The organism is Geodermatophilus aquaeductus (genome assembly GCF_900182545.1).
Lineage (GTDB): Bacteria > Actinomycetota > Actinomycetes > Mycobacteriales > Geodermatophilaceae > Geodermatophilus > Geodermatophilus aquaeductus.
Genome location: NZ_FXTJ01000002.1, coordinates 58,008 through 82,535, shown reverse-complemented (window position 1 = coordinate 82,535; position 24,528 = coordinate 58,008). Strand labels below are relative to the sequence as shown.

Annotated in this window: 32 protein-coding genes and 1 tRNA gene; 21 read left to right on the top strand and 12 right to left on the bottom strand. The window is 75.7% G+C overall.

Features of this window, described 5'->3' with window-relative positions; translation table 11 throughout:
* Positions 1 to 68: 68 nt before the first annotated feature.
* On the bottom strand, positions 69 to 641 hold the full coding sequence (locus FN207_RS05405; protein ID WP_142457332.1) for an isochorismatase family protein: 573 nt from the start codon (positions 639 to 641) through the stop codon (positions 69 to 71).
* A gap of 14 nt (positions 642 to 655) precedes the next feature.
* Entirely contained in the window at positions 656 to 1,939 is a 1,284-nt protein-coding gene (locus FN207_RS05400) for a nicotinate phosphoribosyltransferase (protein WP_142457331.1), read from the bottom strand.
* A gap of 73 nt (positions 1,940 to 2,012) precedes the next feature.
* Between FN207_RS05400 and clpS the strand changes: the two genes are divergently transcribed.
* Together clpS and FN207_RS05390 are read left to right on the top strand one after the other, a co-directional pair.
* Positions 2,013 to 2,309 (top strand): ATP-dependent Clp protease adapter ClpS, encoded by a 297-nt coding sequence (clpS, locus tag FN207_RS05395; protein WP_110906139.1) that lies wholly within the window; start codon positions 2,013 to 2,015, stop codon positions 2,307 to 2,309.
* Complete coding sequence (locus FN207_RS05390) at positions 2,306 to 2,788, top strand: DUF2017 family protein (RefSeq protein ID WP_142457330.1); 483 nt, start codon at positions 2,306 to 2,308, stop codon at positions 2,786 to 2,788. The genes clpS and FN207_RS05390 overlap by 4 nt, the downstream gene beginning before the upstream one ends.
* Here the strand turns inward: FN207_RS05390 and FN207_RS05385 are convergent.
* Positions 2,736 to 3,083, bottom strand: a complete 348-nt coding sequence (locus tag FN207_RS05385) for a hypothetical protein (RefSeq protein ID WP_142457329.1) — start codon at positions 3,081 to 3,083, stop codon at positions 2,736 to 2,738. The genes FN207_RS05390 and FN207_RS05385 overlap by 53 nt on opposite strands.
* 96 nt (positions 3,084 to 3,179) lie before the next feature.
* On the opposite strand from FN207_RS05385, the gene FN207_RS05380 reads away from it, so the two are divergent.
* The 7 genes from FN207_RS05380 (at position 3,180) to FN207_RS05350 (ending at position 8,190) form a co-directional block, all read left to right on the top strand.
* On the top strand, positions 3,180 to 3,653 hold the full coding sequence (locus tag FN207_RS05380; protein ID WP_142457328.1) for a M67 family metallopeptidase: 474 nt from the start codon (positions 3,180 to 3,182) through the stop codon (positions 3,651 to 3,653).
* Positions 3,654 to 3,820: 167 nt separating this feature from the next.
* Complete coding sequence (locus FN207_RS05375; RefSeq protein ID WP_110906135.1) at positions 3,821 to 4,099, top strand: ubiquitin-like small modifier protein 1; 279 nt, start codon at positions 3,821 to 3,823, stop codon at positions 4,097 to 4,099.
* 47 nt (positions 4,100 to 4,146) lie between these two features.
* Positions 4,147 to 5,097 carry a PLP-dependent cysteine synthase family protein gene (locus tag FN207_RS05370; protein WP_142457327.1) on the top strand — a complete coding sequence of 317 codons (951 nt, stop codon included), beginning with the start codon at positions 4,147 to 4,149 and terminating at the stop codon, positions 5,095 to 5,097.
* A 77-nt stretch (positions 5,098 to 5,174) separates the two neighbouring features.
* Complete coding sequence (locus FN207_RS05365; protein WP_221888059.1) at positions 5,175 to 5,816, top strand: HAD-IA family hydrolase; 642 nt, start codon at positions 5,175 to 5,177, stop codon at positions 5,814 to 5,816.
* A 54-nt stretch (positions 5,817 to 5,870) separates the two neighbouring features.
* A complete protein-coding gene (locus FN207_RS05360; RefSeq protein ID WP_142457325.1) occupies positions 5,871 to 6,608 on the top strand; it encodes an MBL fold metallo-hydrolase in 738 nt (245 codons plus the stop codon).
* Positions 6,609 to 6,650: 42 nt separating this feature from the next.
* Positions 6,651 to 7,604 (top strand): DNA polymerase domain-containing protein, encoded by a 954-nt coding sequence (locus FN207_RS05355; RefSeq protein ID WP_142457324.1) that lies wholly within the window; start codon positions 6,651 to 6,653, stop codon positions 7,602 to 7,604.
* 106 nt (positions 7,605 to 7,710) lie between these two features.
* A complete protein-coding gene (locus FN207_RS05350) occupies positions 7,711 to 8,190 on the top strand; it encodes a DUF4262 domain-containing protein (RefSeq protein ID WP_142457323.1) in 480 nt (159 codons plus the stop codon).
* Between the two features lie 3 nt (positions 8,191 to 8,193).
* Here FN207_RS05350 and gndA read toward each other — a convergent pair whose 3' ends face one another.
* The gene (gene gndA, locus FN207_RS05345) at positions 8,194 to 9,654 is read right to left on the bottom strand and encodes an NADP-dependent phosphogluconate dehydrogenase (protein ID WP_142457322.1); all 1,461 of its coding nucleotides are present in this window, start codon (positions 9,652 to 9,654) and stop codon (positions 8,194 to 8,196) included.
* Positions 9,655 to 9,903: 249 nt separating this feature from the next.
* Between gndA and FN207_RS05340 the strand changes: the two genes are divergently transcribed.
* Both FN207_RS05340 and FN207_RS05335 read left to right on the top strand, forming a co-directional pair.
* On the top strand, positions 9,904 to 10,779 hold the full coding sequence (locus FN207_RS05340; protein ID WP_142457321.1) for an alpha/beta hydrolase family protein: 876 nt from the start codon (positions 9,904 to 9,906) through the stop codon (positions 10,777 to 10,779).
* A gap of 121 nt (positions 10,780 to 10,900) precedes the next feature.
* On the top strand, positions 10,901 to 11,491 hold the full coding sequence (locus FN207_RS05335; RefSeq protein WP_142457320.1) for a QsdR family transcriptional regulator: 591 nt from the start codon (positions 10,901 to 10,903) through the stop codon (positions 11,489 to 11,491).
* Position 11,492: 1 nt separating this feature from the next.
* Here FN207_RS05335 and bcp read toward each other — a convergent pair whose 3' ends face one another.
* Together bcp and FN207_RS05325 are read right to left on the bottom strand one after the other, a co-directional pair.
* Positions 11,493 to 11,981 carry a thioredoxin-dependent thiol peroxidase gene (gene bcp / locus FN207_RS05330; RefSeq protein ID WP_142457319.1) on the bottom strand — a complete coding sequence of 163 codons (489 nt, stop codon included), beginning with the start codon at positions 11,979 to 11,981 and terminating at the stop codon, positions 11,493 to 11,495.
* 47 nt (positions 11,982 to 12,028) lie between these two features.
* Entirely contained in the window at positions 12,029 to 12,433 is a 405-nt protein-coding gene (locus tag FN207_RS05325) for a YjbQ family protein (RefSeq protein ID WP_185938201.1), read from the bottom strand.
* A 61-nt stretch (positions 12,434 to 12,494) separates the two neighbouring features.
* Here FN207_RS05325 and rph point away from each other — a divergent pair, with 61 nt between their 5' ends.
* From rph to FN207_RS05310, 3 genes are all read left to right on the top strand, one after another.
* Positions 12,495 to 13,217, top strand: coding sequence for a ribonuclease PH (gene rph, locus FN207_RS05320; RefSeq protein WP_142457318.1), 723 nt, complete (start codon positions 12,495 to 12,497; stop codon positions 13,215 to 13,217).
* A complete protein-coding gene (rdgB, locus tag FN207_RS05315; protein WP_142457317.1) occupies positions 13,214 to 13,822 on the top strand; it encodes an RdgB/HAM1 family non-canonical purine NTP pyrophosphatase in 609 nt (202 codons plus the stop codon). Before rph ends, rdgB begins: the two co-directional genes overlap by 4 nt.
* Before the next feature lie 124 nt (positions 13,823 to 13,946).
* Entirely contained in the window at positions 13,947 to 14,999 is a 1,053-nt protein-coding gene (locus FN207_RS05310) for an HPP family protein (protein WP_142457316.1), read from the top strand.
* 2 nt (positions 15,000 to 15,001) lie between these two features.
* Here the strand turns inward: FN207_RS05310 and FN207_RS05305 are convergent, their stop codons facing one another.
* Together FN207_RS05305 and FN207_RS05300 are read right to left on the bottom strand one after the other, a co-directional pair.
* Positions 15,002 to 15,613 (bottom strand): class I SAM-dependent methyltransferase, encoded by a 612-nt coding sequence (locus FN207_RS05305; protein ID WP_142457315.1) that lies wholly within the window; start codon positions 15,611 to 15,613, stop codon positions 15,002 to 15,004.
* A gap of 28 nt (positions 15,614 to 15,641) precedes the next feature.
* A complete protein-coding gene (locus tag FN207_RS05300) occupies positions 15,642 to 16,532 on the bottom strand; it encodes a hypothetical protein (RefSeq protein ID WP_142457314.1) in 891 nt (296 codons plus the stop codon).
* A 211-nt stretch (positions 16,533 to 16,743) separates the two neighbouring features.
* Here FN207_RS05300 and FN207_RS05295 point away from each other — a divergent pair, with 211 nt between their 5' ends.
* Positions 16,744 to 17,664, top strand: a complete 921-nt coding sequence (locus tag FN207_RS05295) for a DUF6910 family protein (protein WP_142457313.1) — start codon at positions 16,744 to 16,746, stop codon at positions 17,662 to 17,664.
* Positions 17,665 to 17,676: 12 nt separating this feature from the next.
* Here the strand turns inward: FN207_RS05295 and FN207_RS05290 are convergent.
* Positions 17,677 to 17,757, bottom strand: a tRNA-Leu gene (locus tag FN207_RS05290).
* A gap of 91 nt (positions 17,758 to 17,848) precedes the next feature.
* On the opposite strand from FN207_RS05290, the gene FN207_RS05285 reads away from it, so the two are divergent.
* On the top strand, positions 17,849 to 18,079 hold the full coding sequence (locus tag FN207_RS05285; RefSeq protein WP_110906118.1) for a DUF3618 domain-containing protein: 231 nt from the start codon (positions 17,849 to 17,851) through the stop codon (positions 18,077 to 18,079).
* An 8-nt stretch (positions 18,080 to 18,087) separates the two neighbouring features.
* Entirely contained in the window at positions 18,088 to 18,585 is a 498-nt protein-coding gene (locus tag FN207_RS05280) for a DUF427 domain-containing protein (protein ID WP_142457312.1), read from the top strand.
* Positions 18,586 to 18,618: 33 nt separating this feature from the next.
* Here FN207_RS05280 and FN207_RS05275 read toward each other — a convergent pair whose 3' ends face one another.
* Positions 18,619 to 19,233, bottom strand: a complete 615-nt coding sequence (locus FN207_RS05275) for a TetR/AcrR family transcriptional regulator (protein WP_142457311.1) — start codon at positions 19,231 to 19,233, stop codon at positions 18,619 to 18,621.
* Positions 19,234 to 19,354: 121 nt separating this feature from the next.
* On the opposite strand from FN207_RS05275, the gene FN207_RS05270 reads away from it, so the two are divergent.
* Positions 19,355 to 20,449: an EAL domain-containing protein gene (locus tag FN207_RS05270; protein ID WP_142457310.1), complete on the top strand. Its 1,095-nt coding sequence runs from the start codon at positions 19,355 to 19,357 to the stop codon at positions 20,447 to 20,449.
* On the opposite strand, the gene FN207_RS05265 is transcribed toward FN207_RS05270, so the two are convergent.
* A complete protein-coding gene (locus FN207_RS05265; protein ID WP_142457309.1) occupies positions 20,427 to 21,008 on the bottom strand; it encodes a histidine phosphatase family protein in 582 nt (193 codons plus the stop codon). The genes FN207_RS05270 and FN207_RS05265 overlap by 23 nt on opposite strands.
* Positions 21,009 to 21,137: 129 nt before the next feature.
* On the opposite strand from FN207_RS05265, the gene FN207_RS05260 reads away from it, so the two are divergent.
* Positions 21,138 to 21,992 (top strand): aldo/keto reductase, encoded by an 855-nt coding sequence (locus tag FN207_RS05260; protein WP_110906114.1) that lies wholly within the window; start codon positions 21,138 to 21,140, stop codon positions 21,990 to 21,992.
* Positions 21,993 to 22,008: 16 nt separating this feature from the next.
* Here FN207_RS05260 and FN207_RS05255 read toward each other — a convergent pair whose 3' ends face one another.
* Positions 22,009 to 22,503: an STAS domain-containing protein gene (locus tag FN207_RS05255; protein WP_185938200.1), complete on the bottom strand. Its 495-nt coding sequence runs from the start codon at positions 22,501 to 22,503 to the stop codon at positions 22,009 to 22,011.
* A 191-nt stretch (positions 22,504 to 22,694) separates the two neighbouring features.
* Between FN207_RS05255 and FN207_RS05250 the strand changes: the two genes are divergently transcribed.
* Positions 22,695 to 23,849 (top strand): acyl-CoA dehydrogenase family protein, encoded by a 1,155-nt coding sequence (locus FN207_RS05250; protein ID WP_142457307.1) that lies wholly within the window; start codon positions 22,695 to 22,697, stop codon positions 23,847 to 23,849.
* Entirely contained in the window at positions 23,842 to 24,522 is a 681-nt protein-coding gene (locus tag FN207_RS05245; RefSeq protein ID WP_142457306.1) for a PaaI family thioesterase, read from the top strand. The genes FN207_RS05250 and FN207_RS05245 overlap by 8 nt, the downstream gene beginning before the upstream one ends.
* Positions 24,523 to 24,528 lie beyond the last annotated feature (6 nt).

Sequence of the window (24,528 nt, the reverse complement as noted above, 5' to 3'; positions counted from 1 at the left end):
CTCCGGCCCCCACTCCTCACGCCGCCTCGCAGGGCGGCTCACTCAGCAGAACTGCCCCGCGGGGCGGGTCACCTCGAGGGGCGGTGGACCGTTCCCTCGAGCTGGACGCCGGCGGTGCGCAGCTGGTCGAGGGCGGCGTCGGTCGAGGCCTCGGCCACCCCGGCGGTCAGCGACAGCAGCACCCGCGTGTCGAACCCCGCGGCGACGGCGTCGAGGGCCGTGGCGCGCACGCAGTGGTCGGTGGCGATCCCGACGACGTCGACGGCGTCGACCCCGCGCTCGCGCAGCCAGTCGGCGAGCTGCACGCTGCCGGCCCGGCCCTCGAAGCCGGAGTAGGCCGCCGCGTACTCGCCCTTGTCGAACACCGCCTCGATCGGCTCCCGGTCCAGCGACGGGTGCAGCTCGGCCCCGCCGGTGCCCGCGACGCAGTGCGGGGGCCAGGTCTCGAGGTAGTCCGGCTGCTCGGCGAAGTGGCCGCCGGGGTCGACGTGGTGGTCCCGGGTGGCGACGACGTGCGCGTACCCGCCCGAGCGCACGTGCTCGCTGATGGCCCCGGCCACCGCGGCGCCGCCCGCCACGGCCAGGCTGCCGCCCTCGCAGAAGTCGTTCTGCACGTCCACGACCAGCAGTGCGCGCCTCACCTCGGACCCTCCGTTCACGCCGTCACCGTCTCCAGGACCGGTTCCCCGCGGGACAGCGCCCATGCCTCCGGCGGCAGCGCCTCCCGCACCCGGCGGTGGTGGGCGACCGCGGCGGCCAGCGCCTCGCGTGGCGACGACGGCGCCACCGCCTCGCCACCGCGCACCAGTGGGACGACGAGCTGCCGGTCGCCCTCGCGCGGCGCCACGGTCCCGCTGGTGACCACCTCGGCGGTCGCCGTGCCGTCGGGGTCGTGCCGGCGGACGGCGGACTTGCGGCCGCCCACGGAGTTCTTCCCCTCCGAGCGCTTGGCCACTCCGATCCCGTCGCGCTCGACGAGCTTGTAGACCATCCCGGCGGTCGGGGCGCCCGAGCCGGTGACCAGCGAGGTGCCCACGCCGTAGCCGTCGACCGGCGCGGCCATCAGCCCGGCGATCGCGTACTCGTCGAGGTCGCTGGTCACGATGATCCGCGTCCCGGTGGCGCCGAGCTCGTCGAGCTGGCGGCGGGCGGCGGTGGCCAGCGTCGGCAGGTCACCGGAGTCCAGCCGGATCGCGCCCAGCTGCGGCCCGGCGACCTCGACGGCCGTGGCGATGCCCTTGGCGACGTCGTAGGTGTCCACCAGCAGCGTGGTGCCGACCCCGAGCGTGTCGACCTGCGCCCGGAAGGCGGCGGACTCGTCGTCGTGCAGCAGCGTGAACGCGTGCGCGCTGGTGCCCGTCGTCGGCACCCCGTACCGCCGGCCGGCCTCCAGGTTGGAGCTGGCCACGAACCCGACGAGGTGGGCGGCCCGCGCCGCCGCGACGGCGGCCTGCTCGTGCGTGCGGCGCGAGCCCATCTCGATGCACGGCCGCTCGCACGCCGCGCCGACCATCCGGGCGGCGGCCGAGGCGATCGCGCTGTCGTGGTTGAGCACCGAGAGCACCAGCGTCTCGAGCAGCACGCCCTCGGCGAAGGGCGCGCGCACGGTGAGCACCGGCGAGCCGGGGAAGAACAGCTCGCCCTCGGCGTAGCCGTCGACGTCGCCGGTGAACCGGAAGTCGGCCAGCCAGTCCAGCAGCCGGGCGTCGGTGACCCCCTGCTCGCGCAGGGTGGCCAGCTCGTCGTCGTCGAAGCGGAAGGACGGCAGCTGCTCGAGCAGGCGGCCGGTGCCGGCGACGACGCCGTAGCGGCGGCCGTGCGGCAGGCGGCGGGCGAAGACCTCGAAGACGCAGTCGCGGCCGGCGGTGCCGTCGGCGAGGGCCGCGGCGACCATCGTCAGCTCGTACCGGTCGGTGAGCAGGGCGGGACCCGTCGACATGGCACGGGACTCTAGGTCGGCCCCCGTGTCTCCACCCGGGAAACCCGGGCGGCGGCCGTCCTAGAGTGGTCGGGTGGCCGGACCCCAGGCGCCGACACGGGCGCCCGAATCCACGGTCGAGGAGACCGCCGACCTCGACCGGCCCTGGGTCACCATCGTCTGGAACGACCCGGTGAACCTCATGACCTACGTGACCCACGTGCTGCGGGAGCTGTTCGGCTACGACGAGCCGACGGCGACCACGCTCATGCTGCAGGTGCACAACGACGGCAAGGCGGTCGTCAGCTCCGGTCCGCGCGAGCGGATGGAGCACGACACCAGCCGGCTGCACGCCTACGGTCTGTGGGCCACCTACCAGAAGGACGCATGAGACCGTTCCGGCGGAAGGGCGGGGCCGTCGTCGCGCGGCTCGAGGCGGCCGAGGCCGGCGTCCTCGGGCTGCTGCTCGACCAGCTCGAGCAGCTGCTCACGGCCGACGACGTCGACGGCGACCCGGTGATGGCGCGGCTGCTGCCCGCCGGGCACCGCAGCGACCCCGCGATCGCCGCGGACTACCGGGACCTGACCGAGGCGGCGCTGCGGTCCGGGAAGACCGACGACCTGGCCGCCGTCCGGGCGAGCCTGCCGGCCGGCGGCGGCGACGTGCGGCTCGACCGCGACCAGGCCGCCGCGTGGCTGCGCACCACCAACGACCTGCGGCTAGCGCTGGGTGAGCGGATCGGCATCACCGAGGAGACCGAGCCGCCGGAGGACCCGGCCGGCGAGGAGGGCCAGCAGCTGGCCGTCTACTACTGGCTCACCGCGCTGCAGGGGTCGCTCGTCGACGCGGTCGCCGCCGGCCGAAGGTGAGCACCACGAGGGTCGCGAGCAGCAGGTCGAGGACGAAGAAGACCGGCACCAGGCTGGGCAGCTCCAGGTCGCGCACGATCGCGCCGACGGCGGAGACGAGGCTGACGGCCGACAGCGCCAGCACCAGCAGCAGCAGGAGCCCGCGCAGCGTGACCAGCAGGGCGAGCGAGCGGCGGTCGGCGCCGGCGTCGCTGCTGTAGTGCCCGCTGCGGGTGGTCAGTCCCCGCACGCCGAGCCACAGCGCCGGCAGCGCGACGACGACCACGCCGGCCACCACGATCAGCTCGAGCACCACGGGTCCGCACCGTAGCCGGTGGGGAACCGGCGGGTGTCCGCCCCCGGTCGGGCGGCCGTCGCCCGGCCTCCCGCGAGCGCCGCCTAGACTGGGACCGTGCTGCGCATCGACCGCGCGACCTACGACGCCATCGTGGCCCACGCCCGGGAGGACCACCCGGACGAGGCCTGTGGCGTCGTCGCCGGTCCCGAGGGCAGCGACCGTCCCGAGCGGTTCATCCCGATGCTCAACGCCGCCCGGTCGCCGACGTTCTACGAGTTCGACTCGGCCGACCTGCTGCGCCTGTACCGGGACATGGACGACCGGGACGAGGAGCCGGTGGTGATCTACCACTCGCACACCGCCACCGAGGCCTTCCCGTCGCGGACCGACGTCAGCTACGCGTCGGAGCCGAACGCCCACTACGTGCTCGTCTCCACCCGGCACCACGGCCGGGAGACCGGCCTGGCCGACGACGAGGTCGAGTTCCGCAGCTTCCGGATCGTCGACGGCGAGGTGAGCGAGGAGGACGTCGAGGTCGTCGAGTCCTACCTGTTCGGCCACTCGCCGACCACCGTCGTCTACGACTGAAGAAGGACCCCGTCCTCCCCACCCCTCGCACGCTCGGGGCGGGGCCCTGGACGGGGCCGGCCGCGGGGCACGGAATCCCCGGCGGCGAGCGGGCGTTGCCCGCACCGACACGCGCTCACGTCGAGCGCTCCCGCACGTCCCCACCCTCCCGAGGAGAACCGCACGCCATGGCCATCGAGGTCCGGATCCCGACCATCCTGCGCACCCACACCGGCGGCAACAAGACCGTCGAGGGCAGCGGGGACACCCTCGGCGCGCTCGTCGACGACCTCGACGCCAAGCACCCGGGTCTCAAGGGCCGCCTCGTGACCGAGGAGGGCAAGCTGCACCGCTTCGTCAACGTCTACGTCAACGACGAGGACGTGCGCTTCACCGGGTCCCTGGACACCGCGGTCAAGGACGGCGACTCGGTCACGATCCTCCCGGCGGTCGCCGGCGGCTGCTGAGGCAGCCGCCCCGACCGTCCCCCCTCGTCCCCGGGAAGAGCTCTGCCATGGCCCGCTTCAACTCCCTCGTCGACTCCCTCGGCGGCACCCCGCTCGTCGGGCTGCCGAGCCTGTCGCCGACCTCCGACGTGCGGCTGTGGGCCAAGCTCGAGGACCACAACCCCACCGGGTCGATCAAGGACCGCGCCGCGATCTCGATGATCGAGGCGGCCGAGAAGGACGGGACGCTCACGCCGGGCGCCACGATCCTCGAGCCGACCAGCGGCAACACCGGCATCTCGCTGGCGATGGTGGCCCGGCAGCGGGGCTACCGGCTGATCTGCGTCATGCCGGGGAACACCTCGGTCGAGCGCCGGCAGCTGCTGGAGATGTACGGCGCGCAGATCATCAGCTCGCCGGCCGCCGGCGGCTCCAACCAGGCCGTGGCCATGGCCAAGGAGCTGGCCGCCCAGCACGACGACTGGGTGATGCTCTACCAGTACGGCAACCCGGCCAACGCCGAGGCGCACTACACCGGCACCGCCCCGGAGATCCTCGCCGACCTGCCGTCGATCACCCACTTCGTCGCGGGCCTGGGCACCACCGGCACGCTGATGGGCTGCTCGCGCTACTTCCGCGAGCACAAGCCCGGCGTGCAGGTCATCGCCGCCGAGCCGCGCTACGGCGAGCTGGTCTACGGACTGCGTAACATCGACGAGGGCTTCATCCCCGAGCTCTACGACCCCGAGCTGCTGGACTCGCGCTTCTCCGTCGGCCCGGAGGACGCCGTCCACCGCACCCGGCAGCTGGTCGAGCGCGAGGGCATCTTCGCCGGCATCTCGACCGGCGCGATCCTGCACGCCGCGCTCGGGATCGCCGACCGCGAGGTCGCCGCCGGGCGCAAGGCCGACATCGTCTTCATCGTCTGCGACGGCGGGTGGAAGTACCTGTCCACCGGCGCGTACGCGGGCACCGTCGAGGAGGCCACCTCGGCGCTCGAGGGCCAGCTCTGGGCATGACGAAGGACCCTGCTGCCCCCCACCACTCGCAGGCTCGTGGCGGGTCCCTGCAGCAGGGCCGTTCCAGTGACCTCACCGTGCCGGCCCGGGGGGTGCTGTTCGACAACGACGGCGTGCTGGTCGACTCCGACGCCGCCGTCGTCACCTCCTGGTCGCGCTGGGCGGTCGAGCACGACCTCGACCCCGCCGGTGTCCTGGCCGTGGTGCACGGGCGCCGGGCCGCCGACACGGTGGCCGACCTCGTCACCGGGCCGCGGCGCGCCGAGGCCGCCGCGCTCATCGACCGCTACGAGCTCGAGGACGCCGAGACGACGCCCGCCGTCGCCGGTGCTGCCGAGCTGCTGGCGTCCCTGCCGCGGGAGGTGTGGGCGGTCGTCACCTCCGGCACCCCGGTGCTGGCCACCGCGCGGCTGCGCGCCGCCGGCCTGCCGCTGCCCGGCGGGATGGTGACCGGGCACGACGTGCGCACCGGCAAGCCCGACCCCGAGGGCTACCTGCTCGGCGCCCGGCTGCTCGGGCTGCGGCCGGAGGAGACCGTGGTCCTCGAGGATGCCCCCGCGGGCATCGCCGCCGGTCGAGGCGCGGGTGCGCGCGTCGTCGGGGTGGGGGAGCGGGCGCTGGGAGCCGGTGCCGACGTCGTCGTCCGGGACCTCACCGGACTGTGCTGGCACGACGGCGTCCTGACGGTGCCCGCCGGGGCGGTCCTGCGCGACGGTTAGCCTGGCGCCCGCGATGGACAGCGGATGGGGATGCGGCCGGACGGAGAACGCGGCGTGAGGCTCACGGTCGTGGGCTGCTCGGGCAGCGGCCCCGGCCCGGCGTCGGCGGCCTCCTGCTACCTCGTTGAGCACGACGGCTTCCGGGTGCTGCTCGACCTCGGCAGCGGCGCGTTCGGGGCGCTGCAGGCGCTCGCCGACCCCGACTCGGTCGACGCGGTGTACCTCTCGCACCTGCACGCCGACCACTGCCTCGACGTCGCCCCGCTGGTGGTGTGGCACCGGTACTCCGGCCGCGCGTCCGGACGCCGGCTGCCGCTGATCGCGCCCGCGGGGGCCGACCGGCGCCTGGCGCTGGTGTACGACGCCGGCGGTGCCCCGCTGACCGACGTCTTCGACTTCGCGGTGACGCCGGTGTCGGCGATCCTCGGCCCGTTCACCGTGCAGACCGCGCGCACCGCGCACCCGATCGAGTGCCACGCGATCCGGCTGACCGCGCACGGCAGCTCGCTGGTCTACACCGGCGACACCGGGCCGTCGCAGGCCGTCGTCGACCTGGCGCACGGCGCCGACGTGCTCCTGGCCGAGGCCGCCCACCCCGAGCGCGACGGGCTGCCGCCGGACCTGCACCTCACCGGCCGCCAGGCGGGGGAGGCCGCGGCCGCGGCCGGCGTGCGCCGGCTGCTGCTCACCCACGTGCCGCCCTGGGTGGACCCCGCCGCGCAGTTGGCCGGCGCCCGGACGGCGTTCCCCGGCGCCGAGCTGGTCCACCCGGGCGCCACCTACGAGGTCTAGGCAGGTGTTGCCCCGCCCGCCGGTGACGGGCACGGTGGGCCGGTGGTCGACGACGAACGGGACGGCGTCCGGCTGACCAGCCTCGACGCGCCGCTGGGCGACGGGCTCGAGGTGACCAAGGGCGACCTGGTCGACCACCTCGACGCCTTCGCCGACCGGCTGGCGCCGCAGCTGGCCGGCCGGCCCCTGTCGGTCAAGCGCGTGCGCCCCGGCCAGGAGCCCTTCATGCAGCGCAACGTGGCCAAGGGCGCACCGGAGTGGGTGCGCACCGTGCCGGTCTGGTCCTTCGGCGCGCACCGCGAGGTGCAGCAGGTCCTCTGCGACGACCGCCGCACGCTGCTGTGGCTGGCCAACCAGCGGGCGGTGGAGTTCCACGTCCCGTTCTTCCGCGCCGGCGCCGAGACCGAGCCCACCGGCATCGTGCTCGACCTCGACCCGCCGGAGGGCGCCGACTTCGCCGTCGTGGTGCAGGCCGCGGAGCTCGTGCGGCGGGCGCTCGCCGACACCGGGCTGGCCGGCGCGGTGAAGACCAGCGGGTCGAAGGGCGTGCACGTCGTCGTCCCGGTCCGCGGGGTCGGTCCGGAGGACGCCGCGGCCGCCACCCGGGCCCTGGCCGCCCGCGCGGCGGCGCTCGACCCCGACCTCGCCACCACCGCCTACATCAAGGAGGACCGGCACGGCCGCGTCTTCCTGGACTCGACCCGCTCGGGCTCCTCGACGATCGTGGCCGCCTACAGCCCGCGGATCCGCCCCGGGCTGCCGGTGTCGGCCCCGGTCGCGTGGGAGGACCTGGCCTCGGTCCGGCCGGGCGACGTCACGGTGCGGACGGCGCCGGAGCGGCTCGGCGACGGCGACCCGTGGACGGCGCTGCTGCCCGAGCCGCAGGAGCTGCCCGCCGACCTGCTCGCCGAGGGCCACGCCATCCCCGTCGCGCGGGTGGCCGCGATGCACGAGGGCAAGCGGCGGGCGCGGGCGAAGCGGGCCACCGAGGGCTGAGCGGGGGGCCGACGGTCCGGCCGCCGCCGTCCACAGGGAGCCCGGCCGTCCACCACCGGGTGTGCGCGGGCGCGTCCTGTCGGTGCCGGCCCGCAGGCTCCCGGGCATGACGCACGACCCGCAGACCACCGCCTGGCTGGACCAGGAGGACGCCCACCTCGCCGCGGTCATCCGCCGCGCCCGCTACGCCGTGCAGTACGTGGGGCCCGGGGAGCGGCCCGACGAGCCGGCGTTCGGCTACACGATCGGCCTGTTCGGCCTGGGCTCCCCCGAGCTGGTGGTCGTCGGCCGCGGGTCGGCGGCCACGCACACCCTGCTCGACGCGGTCGCCGCCGACGTCGTCGCCGGCCGGTCGGTGGTGCCCGGGGAGCTGCTCGAGGTGGGCCGGGAGGAGTTGGTCGTGGAGGAGTGCCCCAACCCCGGCGAGGTGCTGCTGGGCGCCAACCGCTGGTACCGGCGCCCGGCGGAGTACTCCGTGCCGGCGTGCGTGCTCACCTGGGCCTCGCCGGTGGGCTGCTTCCCGTGGGACCCGGGCTGGGACGGCGGCCGGTACGGGCAGCCGCGCCCGGGCACCTGGACGGCCTGATGGTCAGCCGGCCTGCACCTCGCGCCGGTCCTCCGACCACACCGTGTGGAAGACGCCCTCGCGGTCGACCCGCCGGTAGGTGTGCGCACCGAAGAGGTCGCGCAGCCCCTGCACCAGGGCGGCGGGCAGCCGCTCGGCGCGCAGGCCGTCGTAGTAGGCGAGTGCGGTGGCGAACCCGGGCGCCGGGATGCCGGCCCGCGCGGCCTCGACCACGACCGTCCGCCAGCCCTCGAGGCAGTCGGCGACGGCGTCGCGGAAGTAGCCGTGCGTGAGCAGCGTGGTGAGGTCGGGCTCGTCGGCGTAGGCCTGCCGGATCCGGTCGAGGAAGCGGGCGCGGATGATGCACCCGCCGCGCCAGATGGTGGCCAGCGCCCCGAGGTCGATGTCCCAGCCGTGCTCCCGCGCGCCGGCGGCGATCTGGTCGAACCCCTGCGCGTAGGCGACCACCTTCGAGGCGTACAGCGCCCGGCGCACCGCCTCGACGAACGCGTCACGGTCGGCCACCGGCGCCGGGTCCTCGGCCGGGCCGGGCAGCACCGCCCGCGCCGCCTCGCGCTGCGCGGTGTGCCCCGACAGCGCCCGGGCGAAGACCGCCTCGGCGATGCCGCTCACCGGCACCCCGAGGTCGAGCGCCGAATGCACCGTCCACCGCCCGGTGCCCTTCTGCTCGGCCTCGTCGAGGACGACGTCGACGAAGGGCCGCCCGGTCGCGGCGTCGACGTGGCGCAGGACCTCGGCGGTGATCTCGACGAGGTAGGACTCCAGGTCGCCGGCGTTCCACCCGGCGAAGACCTCGCCGATCTCGGCGGGGGACAGGCCCAGCCGCGCCCGCAGCAGGTCGTAGGCCTCGGCGATCAGCTGCATGTCGGCGTACTCGATGCCGTTGTGCACCATCTTCACGAAGTGGCCGGCGCCGTCGGTGCCCACGTGGGCGCAGCACGGCGTCCCGTCGACCACGGCCGCGATCGACTCCAGCAGCGGGCCGACGATCGCGTAGGCCTCGTCCGAGCCGCCGGGCATGATGCTCGGCCCGAGCAGCGCCCCCTCCTCACCGCCGCTGATCCCGCAGCCCACGAAGTGCACGCCGCGCTCGGCCAGTGCCCGCGTCCGCCGGATGGTGTCGGTGTAGCGGGCGTTGCCGCCGTCGACGAGGACGTCACCGGCCTCCAGCAGCAGGGCGACCTCCTCGACGACGGCGTCGGTCGGGGCGCCGGCCTGCACCATGACCACGACCTTCCGCGGCCGGGCCAGCGCCGCGACGAACTCCGCCACCGAGCCGGTGGGCACGAACGCCCCCTCGTCGCCGTACGCCGCCACCAGCGCGTCGGTGCGCGCCCTCGTGCGGTTGTGCACCACCACCCGGCAGTCGTGCCGGGCGAGGTTGCGGGCCAGGTTGGCGCCCATGGTGGCCAGCCCGGTGACGCCGATGTCGCCGTCGGGGGCAGGTGTCGTCGCTGCGGTCATGCCCGTCGATGCTGGTGCACCACCGCCGTCCACGGTGTCCCGGTGAACGCACGGGAAGTGGCGACACGCCCGGATGCAACAGGAACGGAAAATGTTCCATCCAGGCATTGATCAGGGCAGTCGCCACCAGTTACGTTACGAACACGCAACGGCGTGACGCAGACCACACCCCGTGGACCCGACGCCGGAGCGGCCCCTCTCCTCCCGCGGTGGGTGCTGCGTGCCCGCGGTCCGGTCGAAAGGACATCCGTGCGAATCAGACGTCTCCTGACGGGCGCGCTCGCGGCGACCGTCACCGCACTGGCGACCGTGGTCGCCGGCGCCTCCCCGGCCGGCGCCGACGAGTCCTGGTGGCGCGGGCCGGCCCCGACGCAGGCGAGCATCTCGGCCACGTCCGGCCCGTTCGCCACGGCGTCGACGACGGTGTCGGACTTCTCGACCCCGGGCTTCGGCGCCGCGTCCATCTACTACCCGACGACGACCACCCAGGGCACCTTCGGTGGCGTCGCCATCTCGCCGGGCTACACCGCCGGCCGGGACACCGTCGCCTGGCTCGGGCCGCGGCTGGCCTCGCAGGGCTTCGTCGTCATCGTCATCGACACCAACTCGCGCTACGACCAGCCCGCCTCCCGCGGTGACCAGCTGCTCGCCGCGCTCGACTACCTGACCGGGTCCAGCGCCGTCCGCACCCGGGTCGACGCCTCCCGGCTGGCCGTCGTCGGCCACTCCATGGGCGGTGGCGGCACGCTCGAGGCGGCCAAGGACCGGCCGAGCCTGCGCGCCGCGGTGCCGCTGACCGGCTGGAACACCGACAAGACCTGGCCCGAGGTCCGCACGCCCACCCTGGTCATCGGGGCCGAGAGCGACAGCGTCGCCCCGGTCAGCAGCCACTCCATCCCGTTCTACAACTCGCTGACCAACGCACCCGAGCGGGCCTACCTCGAGCTGAACAACGCGAGCCACTTCGCGCCCAACAGCCCGAACACGGTGATCGCGGCCACCACGATCGCCTGGCTCAAGCGGTTCGTCGACACCGACACCCGGTACTCGCAGTTCATCTGCCCCGGCCCGTCGGTCTCGCTGTTCGGCGACGTGTCCGACTACCGGAACACCTGCCCGGTCTGATCCCGGGTAGTCCCGCAGCAGGGGCGGCCACCGTGCACGCACGGTGGCCGCCCTCCTGCGCGCGGGTGAGCGCAGCGGCGCGGCCGTGTACCGGCAGGTCGGCCGCGCCTAGGCTCGGCCCGTGATCGCGCCCCGGGAAGAGGTCGTCCGACGGGCGGCGCGCACCCTCCTCGACGGCGAGCGGCTGGACACCACCACGCTCGCCGGCCAGCTGGGCATCTCGCGGGTGACGCTCTTCCGCCGCGTCGGCAACCGCGACGCCATCCTCGGCGAGGCGATGTGGTGGCTGGCCGAGCGGACGCTGCAGCGGGCCGTGGAGGCGCACGACGCCCGCCCCGAGGGCGCCGAGCCGGCCGGCCGGCTGCGCAGCCTGGCGATCATGGAGGACTACCGCAACGTGCTCGGCACCGCGACGTCGCTGCGCCGCTTCATCGACGACGAGCCGACCACCGCGCTGCGCGTGCTCACCGACCCGCGCGGACGGGTCCAGCCGCGGCTGGTCGAGGCCTACACCGACCTGTTCGAGCGCGACGTCGAGGCGCGCGGGCTGGCCTCGGAGGTCCCGCTGCCGGTGCTGTCCTACGCCGTCGTCCGGCTGGGGGAGTCGTTCCTCTACTCCGACGTCATGGTGGCCCGGGACCCCGACCTCAAGGCCGCGACGACGGTGGTCGACGCCCTGGTGACCGGCGTGCTGGGGATCCGCGCCAACTAGGTCAGCCCAGGCCGAGGTCGCGCCGCAGCTTGGCGACGTGCCCGGTGGCCTTGACGTTGTAGGCGGCCCGCTCGATCCGGCCCTCGGCGTCGACGACGAAGGTGGAGCGGATGACGCCCTGCACCTCCTTGCCGTACAGCTTCTTGGTGCCGAAGGCGCCGTAGGCGCTCAGCACGCGCTTGTCCGGGTCGGACAGCAGCGTGATGCCCAGCCCTTCCTGCTCGCGGAAGCGCTGCAGCTTCTCCGGCGGGTCGGGGGAGATGCCGATGATGTCGAGCCCGGCCTCGGCCAGCTCGCCGGCCGCGGCGGTGAAGTCGACGGCCTGGGTGGTGCAGCCGGGGGTGAGCGCCGCGGGGTAGCAGTACACGATCACGCGCCGGCCGCGGTGGTCGGCGAGGGAGACCGGACGGCCCTCGGCGTCGGGCAGCGTGAAGTCCGGCGCCGGGTCACCGGGCGCCAGGCGGACGGGAGCGGGCACGGTCTCGGTCATGCCCGGCATGATGCCGTGCCGGGACGACGGCGGGTGCGGGCGGGGCGTCAGCCGCGGAGGAACGACAGCCGCACCTGCCGCTGCGGGTTGTCGCGGTTCGGGTCGACCAGGCAGATCCGCTGCCAGGTGCCCAGCTGCAGCCGGCCCCCGAGCACCGGGACGCTCAGGGACGGCGGCAGGAACGCCGGCAGCACGTGGTCGCGGCCGTGGCCGGGGCTGCCGTGCCGGTGCCGCCAGCGGTCGTCGCGGGGCAGCAGCTCGTCGAGCTGGGCGAGCAGGTCGTCGTCGCTGCCCGAGCCGGTCTCGATGACCGCCAGCCCGGCCGTCGCGTGCGGGACGAACACGTGCAGCAGGCCGTCGCCCTCGCTGCCGGCGAAGTCCTCGCACTCCGCGGTCAGGTCGACCACCACCGGCACCCCGCCGGTCCGCACCGTCCGCAGCTCCGATCGCACGGGGACGATCGTGGCCGCTCCCGGGGGAGACGGCGAGCCGGCGTCGATAGGCTCGGCGTCCGTGACCCGCCCCGACGGCCGCGCGGCCGACCAGCTCCGCCCGGTGACCATCACCCGCAACTGGCTCGACCACGCCGAGGGCTCGGTGCTCGTCGAGTTCGGCCGCACCCGCGTGCTGTGCGCCGCCAGCGTCACCGAGGGGGTGCCGCGCTGGCGCAAGGGCTCGGGCCTGGGCTGGGTGACCGCCGAGTACGCGATGCTGCCGCGGGCCACCCACACCCGCGGCGACCGCGAGTCGGTGCGCGGCAGGATCGGCGGCCGCACCCACGAGATCAGCCGGCTGATCGGCCGCTCGCTGCGCGCCTCGATCGACCTGTCGGCGCTGGGGGAGAACAGCATCGCCCTGGACTGCGACGTCCTGCAGGCCGACGGCGGCACCCGGACGGCGGCCATCACCGGCGCCTACGTGGCCCTCGCCGACGCCGTCGCGTGGCTGGGAGACCGGAAGAAGCTGTCGAGGAAGAACCCCCTCGCGCAGTCGGTGGCCGCCGTCAGCGTGGGCGTCGTCGACGGCGAGCCGCGTCTGGACCTCGCCTACGAGGAGGACGTGAAGGCGGGGACCGACATGAACGTCGTCTGCACCGGCGAGGGCGGGTTCGTCGAGGTGCAGGGCACCGCCGAGGGCGCGGTGTTCGACCGGCCGACCCTCGACCGGCTGCTCGACCTCGCCGTCGCCGGGTGCGCCGAGCTCACCCGCGTCCAGGACGAGGCCCTGCAGCGATGACCCGGCTGCTCCTCGCCACCCGCAACGCCGGCAAGCTCGCCGAGTTGCAGCGGCTGCTCGCCGACGCCGTCCCCGGCGTCGAGGTGGTCGGCCTGCGCGACGTCCCCGAGTACCCCGAGGCCCCGGAGACCGGCGCGACGTTCGCGGAGAACGCGCTGCTCAAGGCCCGCGAGGCCGTCCGCTACACCGGGCTGCCCGCGGTGGCCGACGACTCGGGCATCGCCGTCGACGCGCTCAACGGCATGCCCGGCGTGCTGTCGGCGCGCTGGTCGGGCCGGCACGGCGACGACGCCGCCAACACCGCGCTGCTGCTGGGCCAGGTCGCCGACGTCCCCGACGAGCGGCGCGGCGCGGCGTTCGTCTGCGCCGCCGCGCTGGTCACTCCCGACGGCGCCGAGTCCGTCGTGGAGCGGCAGTGGCGGGGCCGGGTGGTCCGCGAGCCGCGCGGCGGCAACGGCTTCGGCTACGACCCGGTCTTCGTGCCCGACGGCCTGCAGCTCACCTCGGCCGAGCTCGAGCCGGCGGAGAAGGACGCCCGCAGTCACCGCGGCCAGGCCTTCGCCGCGCTGGTCCCGGTGGTCGCCCGGACCCTCGCGGGAGCCTGAGCCGGCGCCCGAGCGGCAGCCCCCGCGGAGGCCCGTGAGGACGTACTGTCTGCGCCCGCGCGGGCAGCGGGGTCCGCGGGAGGGGAGCGGGGTGCGCGCGGACGTCAGGGCGTGGAGGGCCGGGATGCGGCCCGGGCCGGTGGGCTACCGCCGCTCGGAGGTGCTGCGCGGCGGGTTCGGCGCCCTGGCCGGCATCGCGCTGGCCGCGGTCACCGCGCAGGCGGTCCCGGGCGGGCCGGCGGGGCTGCCGTGGATCGTCGCGCCGATGGGCGCCACGGCGGTGCTGCTCTTCGCCGCCCCGGCCAGCCCGCTGGCCCAGCCCTACCCCGTGGTGGTGGGCAACGTCGTGTCCACGCTGGTCGGCGTGGCCGCCGGGAAGCTCGTCGACGACGTCACGCTGGCCGCCGCGGTCGCCGTCGGCGTGGCCATCCCGGTGATGATGGTGCTGCGCTGCGTGCACCCGCCAGGGGGCGCCTGCGCGCTGTTCACCGCGGTCGGCGGGGCGGCGGTGGCCGACCACGGCTGGGCGTTCGCGCTGTGGCCGGTCGGCGTCGACACCGTCGTGCTGCTGCTGGTCGCGGCGCTGGTGAACAACCTGACCGGCCGGCCCTATCCGCACGTGCCCGAGCCGCCGCGCGCCGGGCCGGACGCGCCGCCCACCGAGCGGGTCGGGCTGCAGGCCGAGGACGTCCGGGCGGCGATGCAGCGGCTGGACCGCGGCCTCGACGTGCTGCCCGGCGACGTGCTGGAGCTGGTCCGCGACGCCGAGGCGCACGCCCTGGACCGCCGGCTCGGGCAGCTGAAGGTGGGCGCGCTGATGGAGCAGGACGTCCGCACGGTGCAGCCGCAGGAGACGCTCTACCGGGCGCGGATGCTCATGAACCAGCACGCCGTGAAGGCGCTGCCGGTGGTCACCGACGACCGCCGGGTGGTCGGCATCGTCACCGTGCACGACCTGTTCAACCTCGAGGTCGTGGCGCTCGACCCGGTGGCGAAGGTGATGAGCAGCCCGGTCACCACCGTCGGCGTCGACACCCCGGTCTCGGAGCTGGTCGGGCTCATGGCCGACCGCGGCCTGCGCCACCTCCCGGTGGTCGACGGCGAGGGGCGGCTGGCCGGGATCGTCACGCGCGCCGAGCTGGTCGCCGTCCTGCACCGGGCGCTGGTCGGCTCCTAGGGTCAGGCGGTCGCCCGGCCCTCGTACATCGAGCCGAGCACCCGCGGCGCGCCCGGCTCGTACCAGTGGGTCAGTCGCGTGACGGTCAGCGGCGAGGCGGCGAGCAGCGCCTCGACGTCGTCGTCGAGGACGCAGCCGGACACCCGCCGGTTGACCGGGTTGCCCAGGCGCTGCCAGCGCAGCACCCGCGGGTCCGGCGCCCGGCCGTGCTCGACGAGGTGCAGGACACCGCCGGGGCGCAGGACGCGGGCCACCTCGGCCAGGGCGACCGGGGCGTCGGGGATGCCGCACAGCACCCAGGTGCAGAGGGCGGCGTCGAAGCGGTCGTCGGGGAAGGGCAGGGAGCGGGCGTCGTCGCCGGCCACGACGACGGGGACGGGGGACGCCGCGCGCCGCGGTCCGGACAGCCGCAGCGCGGTCGCCGACGGCTCGACCGCCCACACCCCGGTGACCTCCGGGGGCAGGTGCGGCTGGTTGTGCCCGGAGCCGTAGCCGATCTCCAGGACGTCGCCGGCCAGGCCGGCGCAGACCCGCGACCGGATGCCCGCGGTGACCCGGGGGCCGAGGGCGGAGTCGTGCAGTCGCGGCCGGAGCCGCTCGGCGTAGAGGCCCACCGCGCCACCGTAGGGCCGCGACCGGGGCTCAGGCGGTCGGCGAGGCCCCGCTGCCGGAGTCGGCCTGGGGGCTGCTGCCCGCGCCGTTCCCCGCGTCGCTGCCCGGGTTCCCGCCCGAGTCGCTGTCCGAGCCGGTGTCCGTGTCACTGCCCGACCCGGTCTGCGGCGCCTGCGTCGACGGCTCGGCCGGCGCGGACTCCTCGGAGTCGTCGTCCTCGCTGCCGCTCTCGGTGGCCGGCGCGGACTCCTCCGGCCCGTCGCTGAGGGGAGCCGACTCCTCCGCGCCGTCCTCCGGCGTGTCCGAGGCGGGTGCCTCGGTGGGGGTGTCGGCAGGGTCGGTCGGGTCCGACGGCGTCACGTCGCGCGAGGACGAGGCGTTGGACAGCTCGCCGATCGTCGTGGACGACGACGAGGTGTCGGTCCCGCCGACCAGCGCCGAGACCGGCTGCCGGCCGACCAGCTCGATGCCGGTGACGATGCCCATGGCGAGGCCGAACACCGCGACCGCGTACACGGCCACCCGCGGCCAGCGGATCCGCCGCCTCGGCGCCGGGGCCCGGCGCGGGTCGAGGGAGGCGGGCAGCTCGCGGGTCGGCGCACCGCCCGAGGCGGGGAGCTCACGGGTGGGCGCAGGGGCCGGCCGGGTGGCCAGCTGCTCGCGGGTCTTCCGCAGCTTCTCGCTGGTCCGGTTGAGCGACGCGCTGTACAGCGCGGAGCCGACCGTGCTGACGACGCTGACGAGGGCCGCGCCGATCACGGTGCCGGCGACGCCGAAGAAGGAGGCGAGCACCGCCGCGGACACCGCGGCGAGGGCGCCGGCGGCCACCTGGGTGACGGTCAGCGAGGTGCGGGGCTTGTCGGGGACCGGCTCGGGAGTGCTGCCGGGGGACGTGCTGGTCTCGGTGCGGGGGGAGGTCATGAGCTCCGACGGGTCGTGTCCGGGGACGGCGTGCGGGGAAGAGGGCCGGCCCCGGGCACCCCGTCGTGCGGCCGGCCGACCGTTCCCGAGACTACGTCGGCCCCGGCGGCCGTGCAGCCGCGTTCCCCCGGTCCCAGCGTGCTGACCTGCGGAAAGACAGTCGTGTGATCTGACCGGCGTGACCCGGTCCTCCGCTGGGCACGGGAGGTCCGTGCGCGTCGACCTCACCGCTGTGCGCGGCCTGCGCTTCGACGACGGGACGCCCGTCACCGCCGCCTCCGGGCTGGCGCCGCTCGGCGACGGCTGGCTGGTGGCCCAGGACGACGCCACCTCCGCGGCCTGGCAGCGCCCGGCCGGTGTGGTGCCGGTGCGGCTGTTCCCGCCGGTCGAGGGGCACGACCGCTTCTCCGAGGCGGCCGGCACCAAGTCGCTCAAGCCCGACCTCGAGACCGCCTGCCCCGTGGAGGCCGACGGGCGGGAGGCGGTCCTGCTGCTCGGCTCGGGCTCGACCGCCCGGCGCACGCGGGGGGTGCTGGTCACCCTCGACGGCGACCGGCCCTCGGTGCGGGCGGCCGAGCTCGGGCCGCTGCACGCCGCGGTCGCCGGCCGCCTGGGTGTGCCGGCCGGGCAGCTCAACCTCGAGGGGGCCAGCCGCGCCGGCGACGTCCTCCGCTGGTACCAGCGCGGCAACCTCGCGGCCGGGGTGCCGAGCGCCGGTGTGGAGGTCTCGCTCGCGGACCTCGTCGCGGTGCTGCTGGGGCGGGCCGATCCCGGGTCGGTGCGGCTGGGCGCGGTGCACGTGCTCGACCTCGGGGAGGTGGCCGGCGTCGGGCTGGCGGTCACCGACGCCGTCGCGCTGCCCGACGGGCGGGAGCTGCTGTCGGCCGCGGCGGAGGACACGCCCAACGCCGTCGACGACGGCCCCGTGGTGGCCACCGCCCTCGTCCTGGCCGACGGTGGGCGGGTGCTCGACGTCGCGCCGGTCCCGGAGGTGGAGGGCCGCGTGGTCAAGGTCGAGGGCCTGGCCCTGCGCGGGATCGACGGCGACCGGGTGGACCTGCTCGCCGTCGTCGACGCCGACGACCCGGAGCTGCCCTCGCCGCAGGTCGAGCTGACCGTCTCCCTGCGCTGAGGACCCGTCGAGTGCGGGAGGCGGGAGTCGAACCCGCACGCCCGAGGGCACCAGATCCTAAGTCTGGCGTGGCTGCCGTTACACCACTCCCGCGTGGCCGCCGAGTGTAGGACCGGTCGCCCGGCCGGGTGCCCGGGATCCGCGGAACGGGCCGGTCGGCGCGCTGTCTGGCAGGCTGTCGCCCGTGCCTCGCGACCCTCGAGAGATCCAGCTGGAGATCGACGCCGCCCGTGAGTCGCTGGCGGCGACCCTGGACCACCTCGCCTACCGGGGCAGCCCGACGCGGCTCAAGGCCCAGGGCAGGGACGCCGTCCAGCGGTTCCTGACCTCGACCGCCGGCAAGGCGACCATCGGCGCCCTCGGCCTCCTGGTGACGCTCGTCGTCGTCCAGAAGGTCCGCCACCGCGGGGACTGAGCGACCCCGTGCGCGCACCCGGGCGGGATCCCGTCGGTCCCGGCCAGGAGTCGGTGTGGGACTACCCGCGCCCGCCCTCGGCCGAGGTCACGCCCCGCCGCGTCGTCGTGGAGCTCGGTGGAGAGGTCGTCGCCGACACCACCCGGGCGGTGCGGGTCTGCGAGACCAGCCACCCGCCGGTCTACTACGTGCCCCGCGAGGACGTCGTCCCCGGGGTGCTGGAGCGCGGCCGGGGCTCGTCGTGGTGCGAGTGGAAGGGCCAGGCGACCTACTGGGACGCCGTCGTCGGCGGCCGGCGGTACCCGTCGGTGGGCTGGTCCTACGAGCAGCCGACGCCGGGCTACGAGCACCTGCGCGGCGCGGTGGCGTTCTACCCGAGCAAGGTGGAGCGGGCGCTGGTCGACGGTGAGCAGGTGCGCGCGCAGGCCGGGGACTTCTACGGCGGCTGGATCACCGGCGACGTCGTCGGACCGTTCAAGGGCGAGCCGGGCACGCTGGGCTGGTGAGGGGCGTGCTGGTGACCGGCCTGCCGGTGGGGCTCAGCCGGCCCGGCGGACCAGCGGGAGCACGATGGTCTCGAGCACCGCGTCGGCGTAGGCGGCGTCCACCGGCTCGCGGGTGACCAGCCAGCGCTGCACCAGCAGCGCGGTGGTGGCCTCGGCCGGGATCGACTGGGGCAGCCCCGGGCCGACCTCGCCGCGGGCCTGCGCCCGGGCCCACAGCTCGTCGTAGGCCCGCCGCCACACCGCCAGCGGCCCGTCCCGGAACGCCTCGATCAGCGCCGGCTCGTGCTGCATCGCGGCCAGCAGCGAGCGGGTGGCCGCCCCGACCGGGCTGGCCATCATCTCCACCATCCGGTGCACCAGCGAGCGGAGGTCACCCTCCAGCGACCCGGTGTCGGCGGTGACCGTCCAGGCCCGGTTGAGGTCGGAGACGGTGTCGACGACGAGGTCCTGCTTGGTGCGCCAGCGGCGGTAGATCGTCGCCTTGCCGACGCCGGCCTCCGCGGCGACGGCGTCCATCGTCAGCGCGCCGTAGCCGACCTCGCCGAGCAGCTGCAGGATCGCTGCGCGTATGACGTCGTCGCGGCTCGGGTCCCGCGGGCGGCCGCCGCGGCCTGAGCGCGTCGGCGGCTCGGTGACGAGTGCGGTCATGGACCGACACTAGGGCTTCCGGCGCCCGTTGAGGCAGGTCCGCGACGCGCTACCGATCCCGGCCGGAGCCGGTCCGCGCGCCTGCCCGCCCCCGCTCGGCGGGTCGGTCATCCTGCTGCGCGTGGCGAGTCCGATCGGTGCGGCGCGGCGGCGCGAGCAGTGGCCCCTGCCCGAGGCCGCGACCCGCGTGCTGCTGGCGACCGCGGAGGAGAACGTGCTGCCCGCCGTGGCCGCCGTGGCCCGCTCGGTCGGGCTGTCGGTGTTCTCGGCGCCGGGCCTGCTCGACCTGTCCGACGAGCGCGAGGGCGTGGGCGTCGAGCTGTTCTTCGACCGGCTCTCCCGCGCGCTGACCGGCGCCGAGGCCGAGGCGGTGCGGGTGGCCACCGACCCGGCCGGGGAGTACACCGCGCTCGTGACCGGCCTGCTCACCGCGCCGACGCTGGCGCAGGAGCTGGCGCGCCGGGCGGTCACCGCGGAGGTCGGTGTGCTGGCCGAGGCGGAGCTGTGGTCGGCCTACCAGCCGGTCGTCGCGCTGGCCGACCGCGCCGTCGTCGCGCACGAGGCGCTGCTGCGGGGCGACTCCGACGGGCGCACCGTCGACGGCGGCGACCTGTTCTTCGTCGCCGACTCCGCCGGGTGGCTGCCGCGGCTGGACCGGGTGGGCCGCGAGTGCGCCATCGCCGGGGCGGCCGGCTGGCTGGGGGAGGCCGACCTGTTCGTCAACACGCAGCCGACCTCGGTGCTGCACCCCGACGCCGACCTCGCCAGCACCGCCGCGGCGCTGGAGGCCGCCGGCCTGCGGCCGCGGCAGCTGGTGCTCGAGGTGGGGGAGCGGGCCGCCGTCGCCGACCGCGGGCACCTGCTCGCCGTCCTCGAGTCCTACCGCGCGCACGGCTGGCGGGTGGCCCTCGACGAGGTGGCCGCCGGGTGGTCGAGCCGCTCGCTGCTCGACGTCGTCCGTCCCGACGTCGTCAAGCTCGGCCGCGCGCTGGTGTCCGCGCTGCCCGACGAGGGCGCCCGCGCGGTGGTGCGCACGGTGGCCGAGCACGCGCACCGGCTCGGGGCGGTCGTCGTCGCGGAGGGGGTGGAGACCGAGCAGGTCGCCGAGGAGGCCGCCGCGCTCGGCGCCGACCTCGCCCAGGGGTGGCTCTTCGGCCGGCCCGCGGCGCCCGCCGTCGCTGGGCCGGTGGAGGTCAGCCCAGTCCCCACCCCGTGAGGACGGGGCGCGCGTGCTCGTGGCCGAGCGCGCCGTAGGCGCCGGCCGGCAGCGCGAACAGCGCCCCCGCCGCGGGCTCGAGACCCAGCCAGCGCGCGGTGAGGACCCGCAGCACGTGGCCGTGCGCGACGAGGGCGACGTCGCCGTCGTCGAGCCGGGCGCGGGCGCGCTCGAGCACCCGGTCGACCCGCTTCCCGACCCCCTCGAGGGTCTCCCCGGGCGTCTCGCCCGGGACGACCGGGTCCCGCCAGACCGACCACTCGCGGCCGAGCTCGTCGCTGATCTCGGCGGTGGTGCGGCCCTCGTAGCCGCCGTAGTCGAGCTCGACGAGGTCCTCGTCGACGGCGGTGGCGGTCAGCCCGGCCAGCTCGGCGGTGCGCCGGGCCCGCTGCCGCGGGCTCACCCACACCTCGACGAGGTGCCGCTGCGCCAGGGCCGGGGCCAGCGAGCGGGCCCGCTCCTCGCCCTCGGGCAGCAGCGGCAGGTCGGTCACGCCGGTGTGCTGACCGCTCCTGCTCCACTCCGTCGCGCCGTGCCGGAGCACCAGGATCTCGCCCATCGCCGTCCTCTCGTCTGCGTGTCGCCGGTCACATCCCGGCCCTCCGGGAAGAGCGGCGCGGACCGTCGTGCTGGCGACGACGAGGCCCCGGGCAGCCGGCCGGGGGCCACCGCGCACCCGGGAGGGTCCATGACCGCGACCGCACCTGCCGACACCTTCGCCATCGGCGGCGACCTCACCGTCCACCGGCTGGGGTACGGCGCCATGCAGCTGCCCGGCCCCGGCGTCTGGGGCGAGCCGGCCGACCGCGACGGCGCGGTCCGCGTCGTCCGGGCCGCCGTGGAGCAGGGGGTCGACCTCATCGACACCGCCGACTCCTACGGGCCGTTCGTCAGCGAGCAGATCATCGCCGAGGCCCTGCACCCGTACCCCGAGGGCCTGGTCATCGCGACGAAGGCCGGCCTGACCCGCCAGGGCCCCGGCATCTGGACGCCCGTCGGCCGCCCGGCCTACCTCCGGCAGCAGGTCGAGCTGTCGCTGCGCCACCTGCGGGTCGAGCGGATCGACCTCATCCAGCTGCACCGCATCGACACCGACGTGCCGCTGGCCGACCAGCTCGGCGCCTTCAAGGACCTGCAGGACGAGGGCAAGGTCCGCCACATCGGCGTCTCCGAGGTCTCGGTCGACGAGCTGCGCGCGGCGCGGGACATCGTCGACGTCGTCAGCGTCCAAAACCTCTACAACCTGACCAACCGGCAGTCGCAGGACGTCCTCGACTACGCCACGGAGAACGGGATCGCGTTCATCCCGTGGTTCCCGATCGCGACCGGTGACCTCGCCGCGCCGCACAGCCCGGTCGCCGACGTCGCCCGTGAGCTGGACGCCACCCCCGCGCAGGTCGCGCTCGCGTGGCTGCTGCGGAAGTCCCCGGTGGTGCTGCCCATCCCGGGCACGAAGTCGGTGGACCACCTGACCGAGAACATGGGCGCGGCGCGCCTGACCCTGTCCGACGAGGACATGGCCCGCCTGGACGCCCTCGCCTGAGGTCCCGCCGCCGGCGTCAGCGCCAGCGGTCGAGGGGGACGGGGATCCGCCGGAGGGCCACTCCGGCGGGTCCCCGCATGGGGTGCGCCGCCGGACGGGGGCGCCGGGCCTCCTCGCGCGCCGGCGGCCGCCACTCCGCCGCGGCGGGGACGTCGGCCGTCGGCCGCGACCGCGGCAGCACCGGGTCCGCGCCGGTGAGCGGGCCGTCGAGCTCGAGGACGCCGGCGAGGCCGGCCTCGGCCACCAGGCGCCGGGTGACCGCCGGGGCGCCGACGACGCGGCACTGCCGTCCCGCGGCGGTGAGCGTGTCGCTGAAGCCGGCGAGGGTCCGCAGGGCGGCGCCGTCGCGGAACCGGGCGCCGGCCACGTCGACCACGACGCTGGCGGTGCCGTGCTCGGCGGCCCGGGTGAGGCCGGCGGCGAGGCGGGGGAGCGTCGGGCGGCCGGCGTCGCCGGTGATGCGGACGACGACCTGGCCGGGAGCGGGCACGACGGCGACGGAGAGGTGCACGGGTACTCCGGGAGTGGACGCGGCGCCGCTGGTTCGGGTGCCGTGGGTGACGCTAGTGCGGCTCACGGTGACCGGCAACGGGGAGTGCTCGACCGGCGACCGTCAGTCCGCGGTCCTGATCTGCAACACCAACGGCCAGGTGTTGCACCCCCGGGTCGTCGAGGAGCCGCTGGAGGCGGCACCATGGGGACGTGGACGCCGAGGACTTCACGCAGATCCGGGACGCGGTTCGCCAGCTCGTGCGGGAGGTGGTCGTCCCGCGCGAGGAGGAGATCGACCTCGACGACCGCATCCCCGAGGAGCTGCGCGGCGCTGCCGCGGACATGGGCCTGTTCGGCTACGCCCTGCCCGAGGAGTACGGCGGCCTGGGCGTCTCGATGAGCGAGGACGTCGAGCTCGCCTTCGAGTTCGGGTACACGACGCCGGCCTTCCGCTCGCTGTTCGGCACCAACAACGGCATCGCCGGGCAGGTGATCGCGCGCTTCGGCAGCGAGGAGCAGAAGAAGGCCTACCTGCCGCGGCTGGCCGCCGGTGACCTGATCGGCTCCTTCGCCCTCACCGAGGCCGAGGCCGGCTCCGACCCCGCCGGCCTGCGCACCAGCGCCCGCCGCGACGGCGACGGCTGGGTGATCAGCGGCGCCAAGCGCTACATCACCAACGCGCCGCTGGCCGACCTGTTCGTCGTCTTCGCCCGGACCGACCCGGCGGAGAAGGGCGGCCGGGGGATCTCCAGCTTCGTCGTCGACGCGAAGGCGTCCGGGGTCACGCTCGGGCCGAAGGACAAGAAGATGGGCCAGTCGGGCGCCTGGACGTCGGAGGTGTTCTTCGACGGCGTGCACGTGGCCGCCGACGCGCTGATCGGCGAGGAGGGCCGCGGCTACGCCAAGGCGCTCACCGTGCTCTCCCGCGGCCGGCTGCACATCGCGGCGCTGTGCGTGGGGATGGCGCAGCGGGTGCTCGACGAGTCGGTGGCCTACGCGGCGACCGCCAAGCAGGGTGGCGCACCGATCGGGCGGTTCCAGCTGGTGCAGGCGCTGATCGCCGACATGCACGCCGAGTGGCTCGCGGGCCGGGCGATGGTGCGCGAGGTGGCCGCCCGCTACGACTCCGGCGAGGACACCTCGATCGGGCCGTCGTCGGCGAAGCTGTGGTGCAGCGAGATGGTCGGCCGGGCCACCGACCGCGCGGTGCAGGTGCACGGCGGGCTGGGCTACCTGCGGACCACGCCGGTCGAGCGCTTCTACCGCGACGCCCGGCTGTACCGCCTCTACGAGGGCACCAGCGAGGTGCAGCGGGTGATCGTCGGCGGCGGGCTGCTGCGCGCGGCCGGCATGCCGCGTGGCTGAGCTCTCCCCGGAGGAGCGGGCCGCCCGGCGGGCCGCCGTCGGGGAACTGGGCGACGCGCTGCGCGAACTGGTCGACGCCGCCGTCCGCACCGAGGTCGACGACGCCGAGCTGGCCGCCGCGGCCGTCGCCGCGCGGGAGCTGGCCGCGCGGCTGCGGGCGCGTGGCCGGGACCTGCACGAGATCGCCCGCGTGGACGACCCCGAGACCGGCGAGCGCTGGTACAGCCCGGTCTACGGCCCCGGCAGCCCGGTGGCGCCGCCGCTCGTCGCCTCGGACACCCCCGACGGGACGGCGACCGGGCGGGTCACCGTGGGCAAGCCGCACGAGGGGCCGCCCGGGCTGGTGCACGGCGGCGTGGTGGCCACGCTGCTCGACCACGTCCTGGCCCGTGCACTCCGTGCCGCCGGCCGCGGCGGGCTGACCGCCACGCTCACGGTGACCTACCGGCGCCCGGTACACCTCGGGGTCCCGCTGCTGCTCACCGCCGAGATGGGCGAGACCGTCGGCCGGCGGACCACCGCCCGTGCCCGGCTGGTGGCCGAGGACAGCCCCGAGGTGGTGCTCGCCGAGGCCGAGGGCCTGTTCGTGGCCCTGCGTGCCGAGCGGGCGGCCGAGGTCTTCGCTGCCACCGGCCGCAGCGTCGGCGCGTGGACGTCGTCCTCGGATGCCTGAGCGGGG

What these genes read in the sequence shown, in the direction of transcription:
- FN207_RS05275 (WP_142457311.1), bottom strand. Translation starts at nt 19,233, where the DNA reads ATGACCGCACTCGTCACCGAGCCGCCGACGCGCTCAGGCCGCGGCGGC.
- FN207_RS05400 (WP_142457331.1), bottom strand. Translation starts at nt 1,939, where the DNA reads ATGTCGACGGGTCCCGCCCTGCTCACCGACCGGTACGAGCTGACGATG.
- FN207_RS05375 (WP_110906135.1), top strand. Translation starts at nt 3,821, where the DNA reads ATGGCCATCGAGGTCCGGATCCCGACCATCCTGCGCACCCACACCGGC.
- FN207_RS05300 (WP_142457314.1), bottom strand. Translation starts at nt 16,532, where the DNA reads ATGACCTCCCCCCGCACCGAGACCAGCACGTCCCCCGGCAGCACTCCC.
- rdgB (WP_142457317.1), top strand. Translation starts at nt 13,214, where the DNA reads ATGACCCGGCTGCTCCTCGCCACCCGCAACGCCGGCAAGCTCGCCGAG.
- FN207_RS05265 (WP_142457309.1), bottom strand. Translation starts at nt 21,008, where the DNA reads ATGGGCGAGATCCTGGTGCTCCGGCACGGCGCGACGGAGTGGAGCAGG.
- FN207_RS05260 (WP_110906114.1), top strand. Translation starts at nt 21,138, where the DNA reads ATGACCGCGACCGCACCTGCCGACACCTTCGCCATCGGCGGCGACCTC.
- gndA (WP_142457322.1), bottom strand. Translation starts at nt 9,654, where the DNA reads ATGACCGCAGCGACGACACCTGCCCCCGACGGCGACATCGGCGTCACC.
- FN207_RS05350 (WP_142457323.1), top strand. Translation starts at nt 7,711, where the DNA reads ATGACGCACGACCCGCAGACCACCGCCTGGCTGGACCAGGAGGACGCC.
- FN207_RS05310 (WP_142457316.1), top strand. Translation starts at nt 13,947, where the DNA reads ATGCGGCCCGGGCCGGTGGGCTACCGCCGCTCGGAGGTGCTGCGCGGC.
- FN207_RS05390 (WP_142457330.1), top strand. Translation starts at nt 2,306, where the DNA reads ATGAGACCGTTCCGGCGGAAGGGCGGGGCCGTCGTCGCGCGGCTCGAG.
- FN207_RS05370 (WP_142457327.1), top strand. Translation starts at nt 4,147, where the DNA reads ATGGCCCGCTTCAACTCCCTCGTCGACTCCCTCGGCGGCACCCCGCTC.
- bcp (WP_142457319.1), bottom strand. Translation starts at nt 11,981, where the DNA reads ATGACCGAGACCGTGCCCGCTCCCGTCCGCCTGGCGCCCGGTGACCCG.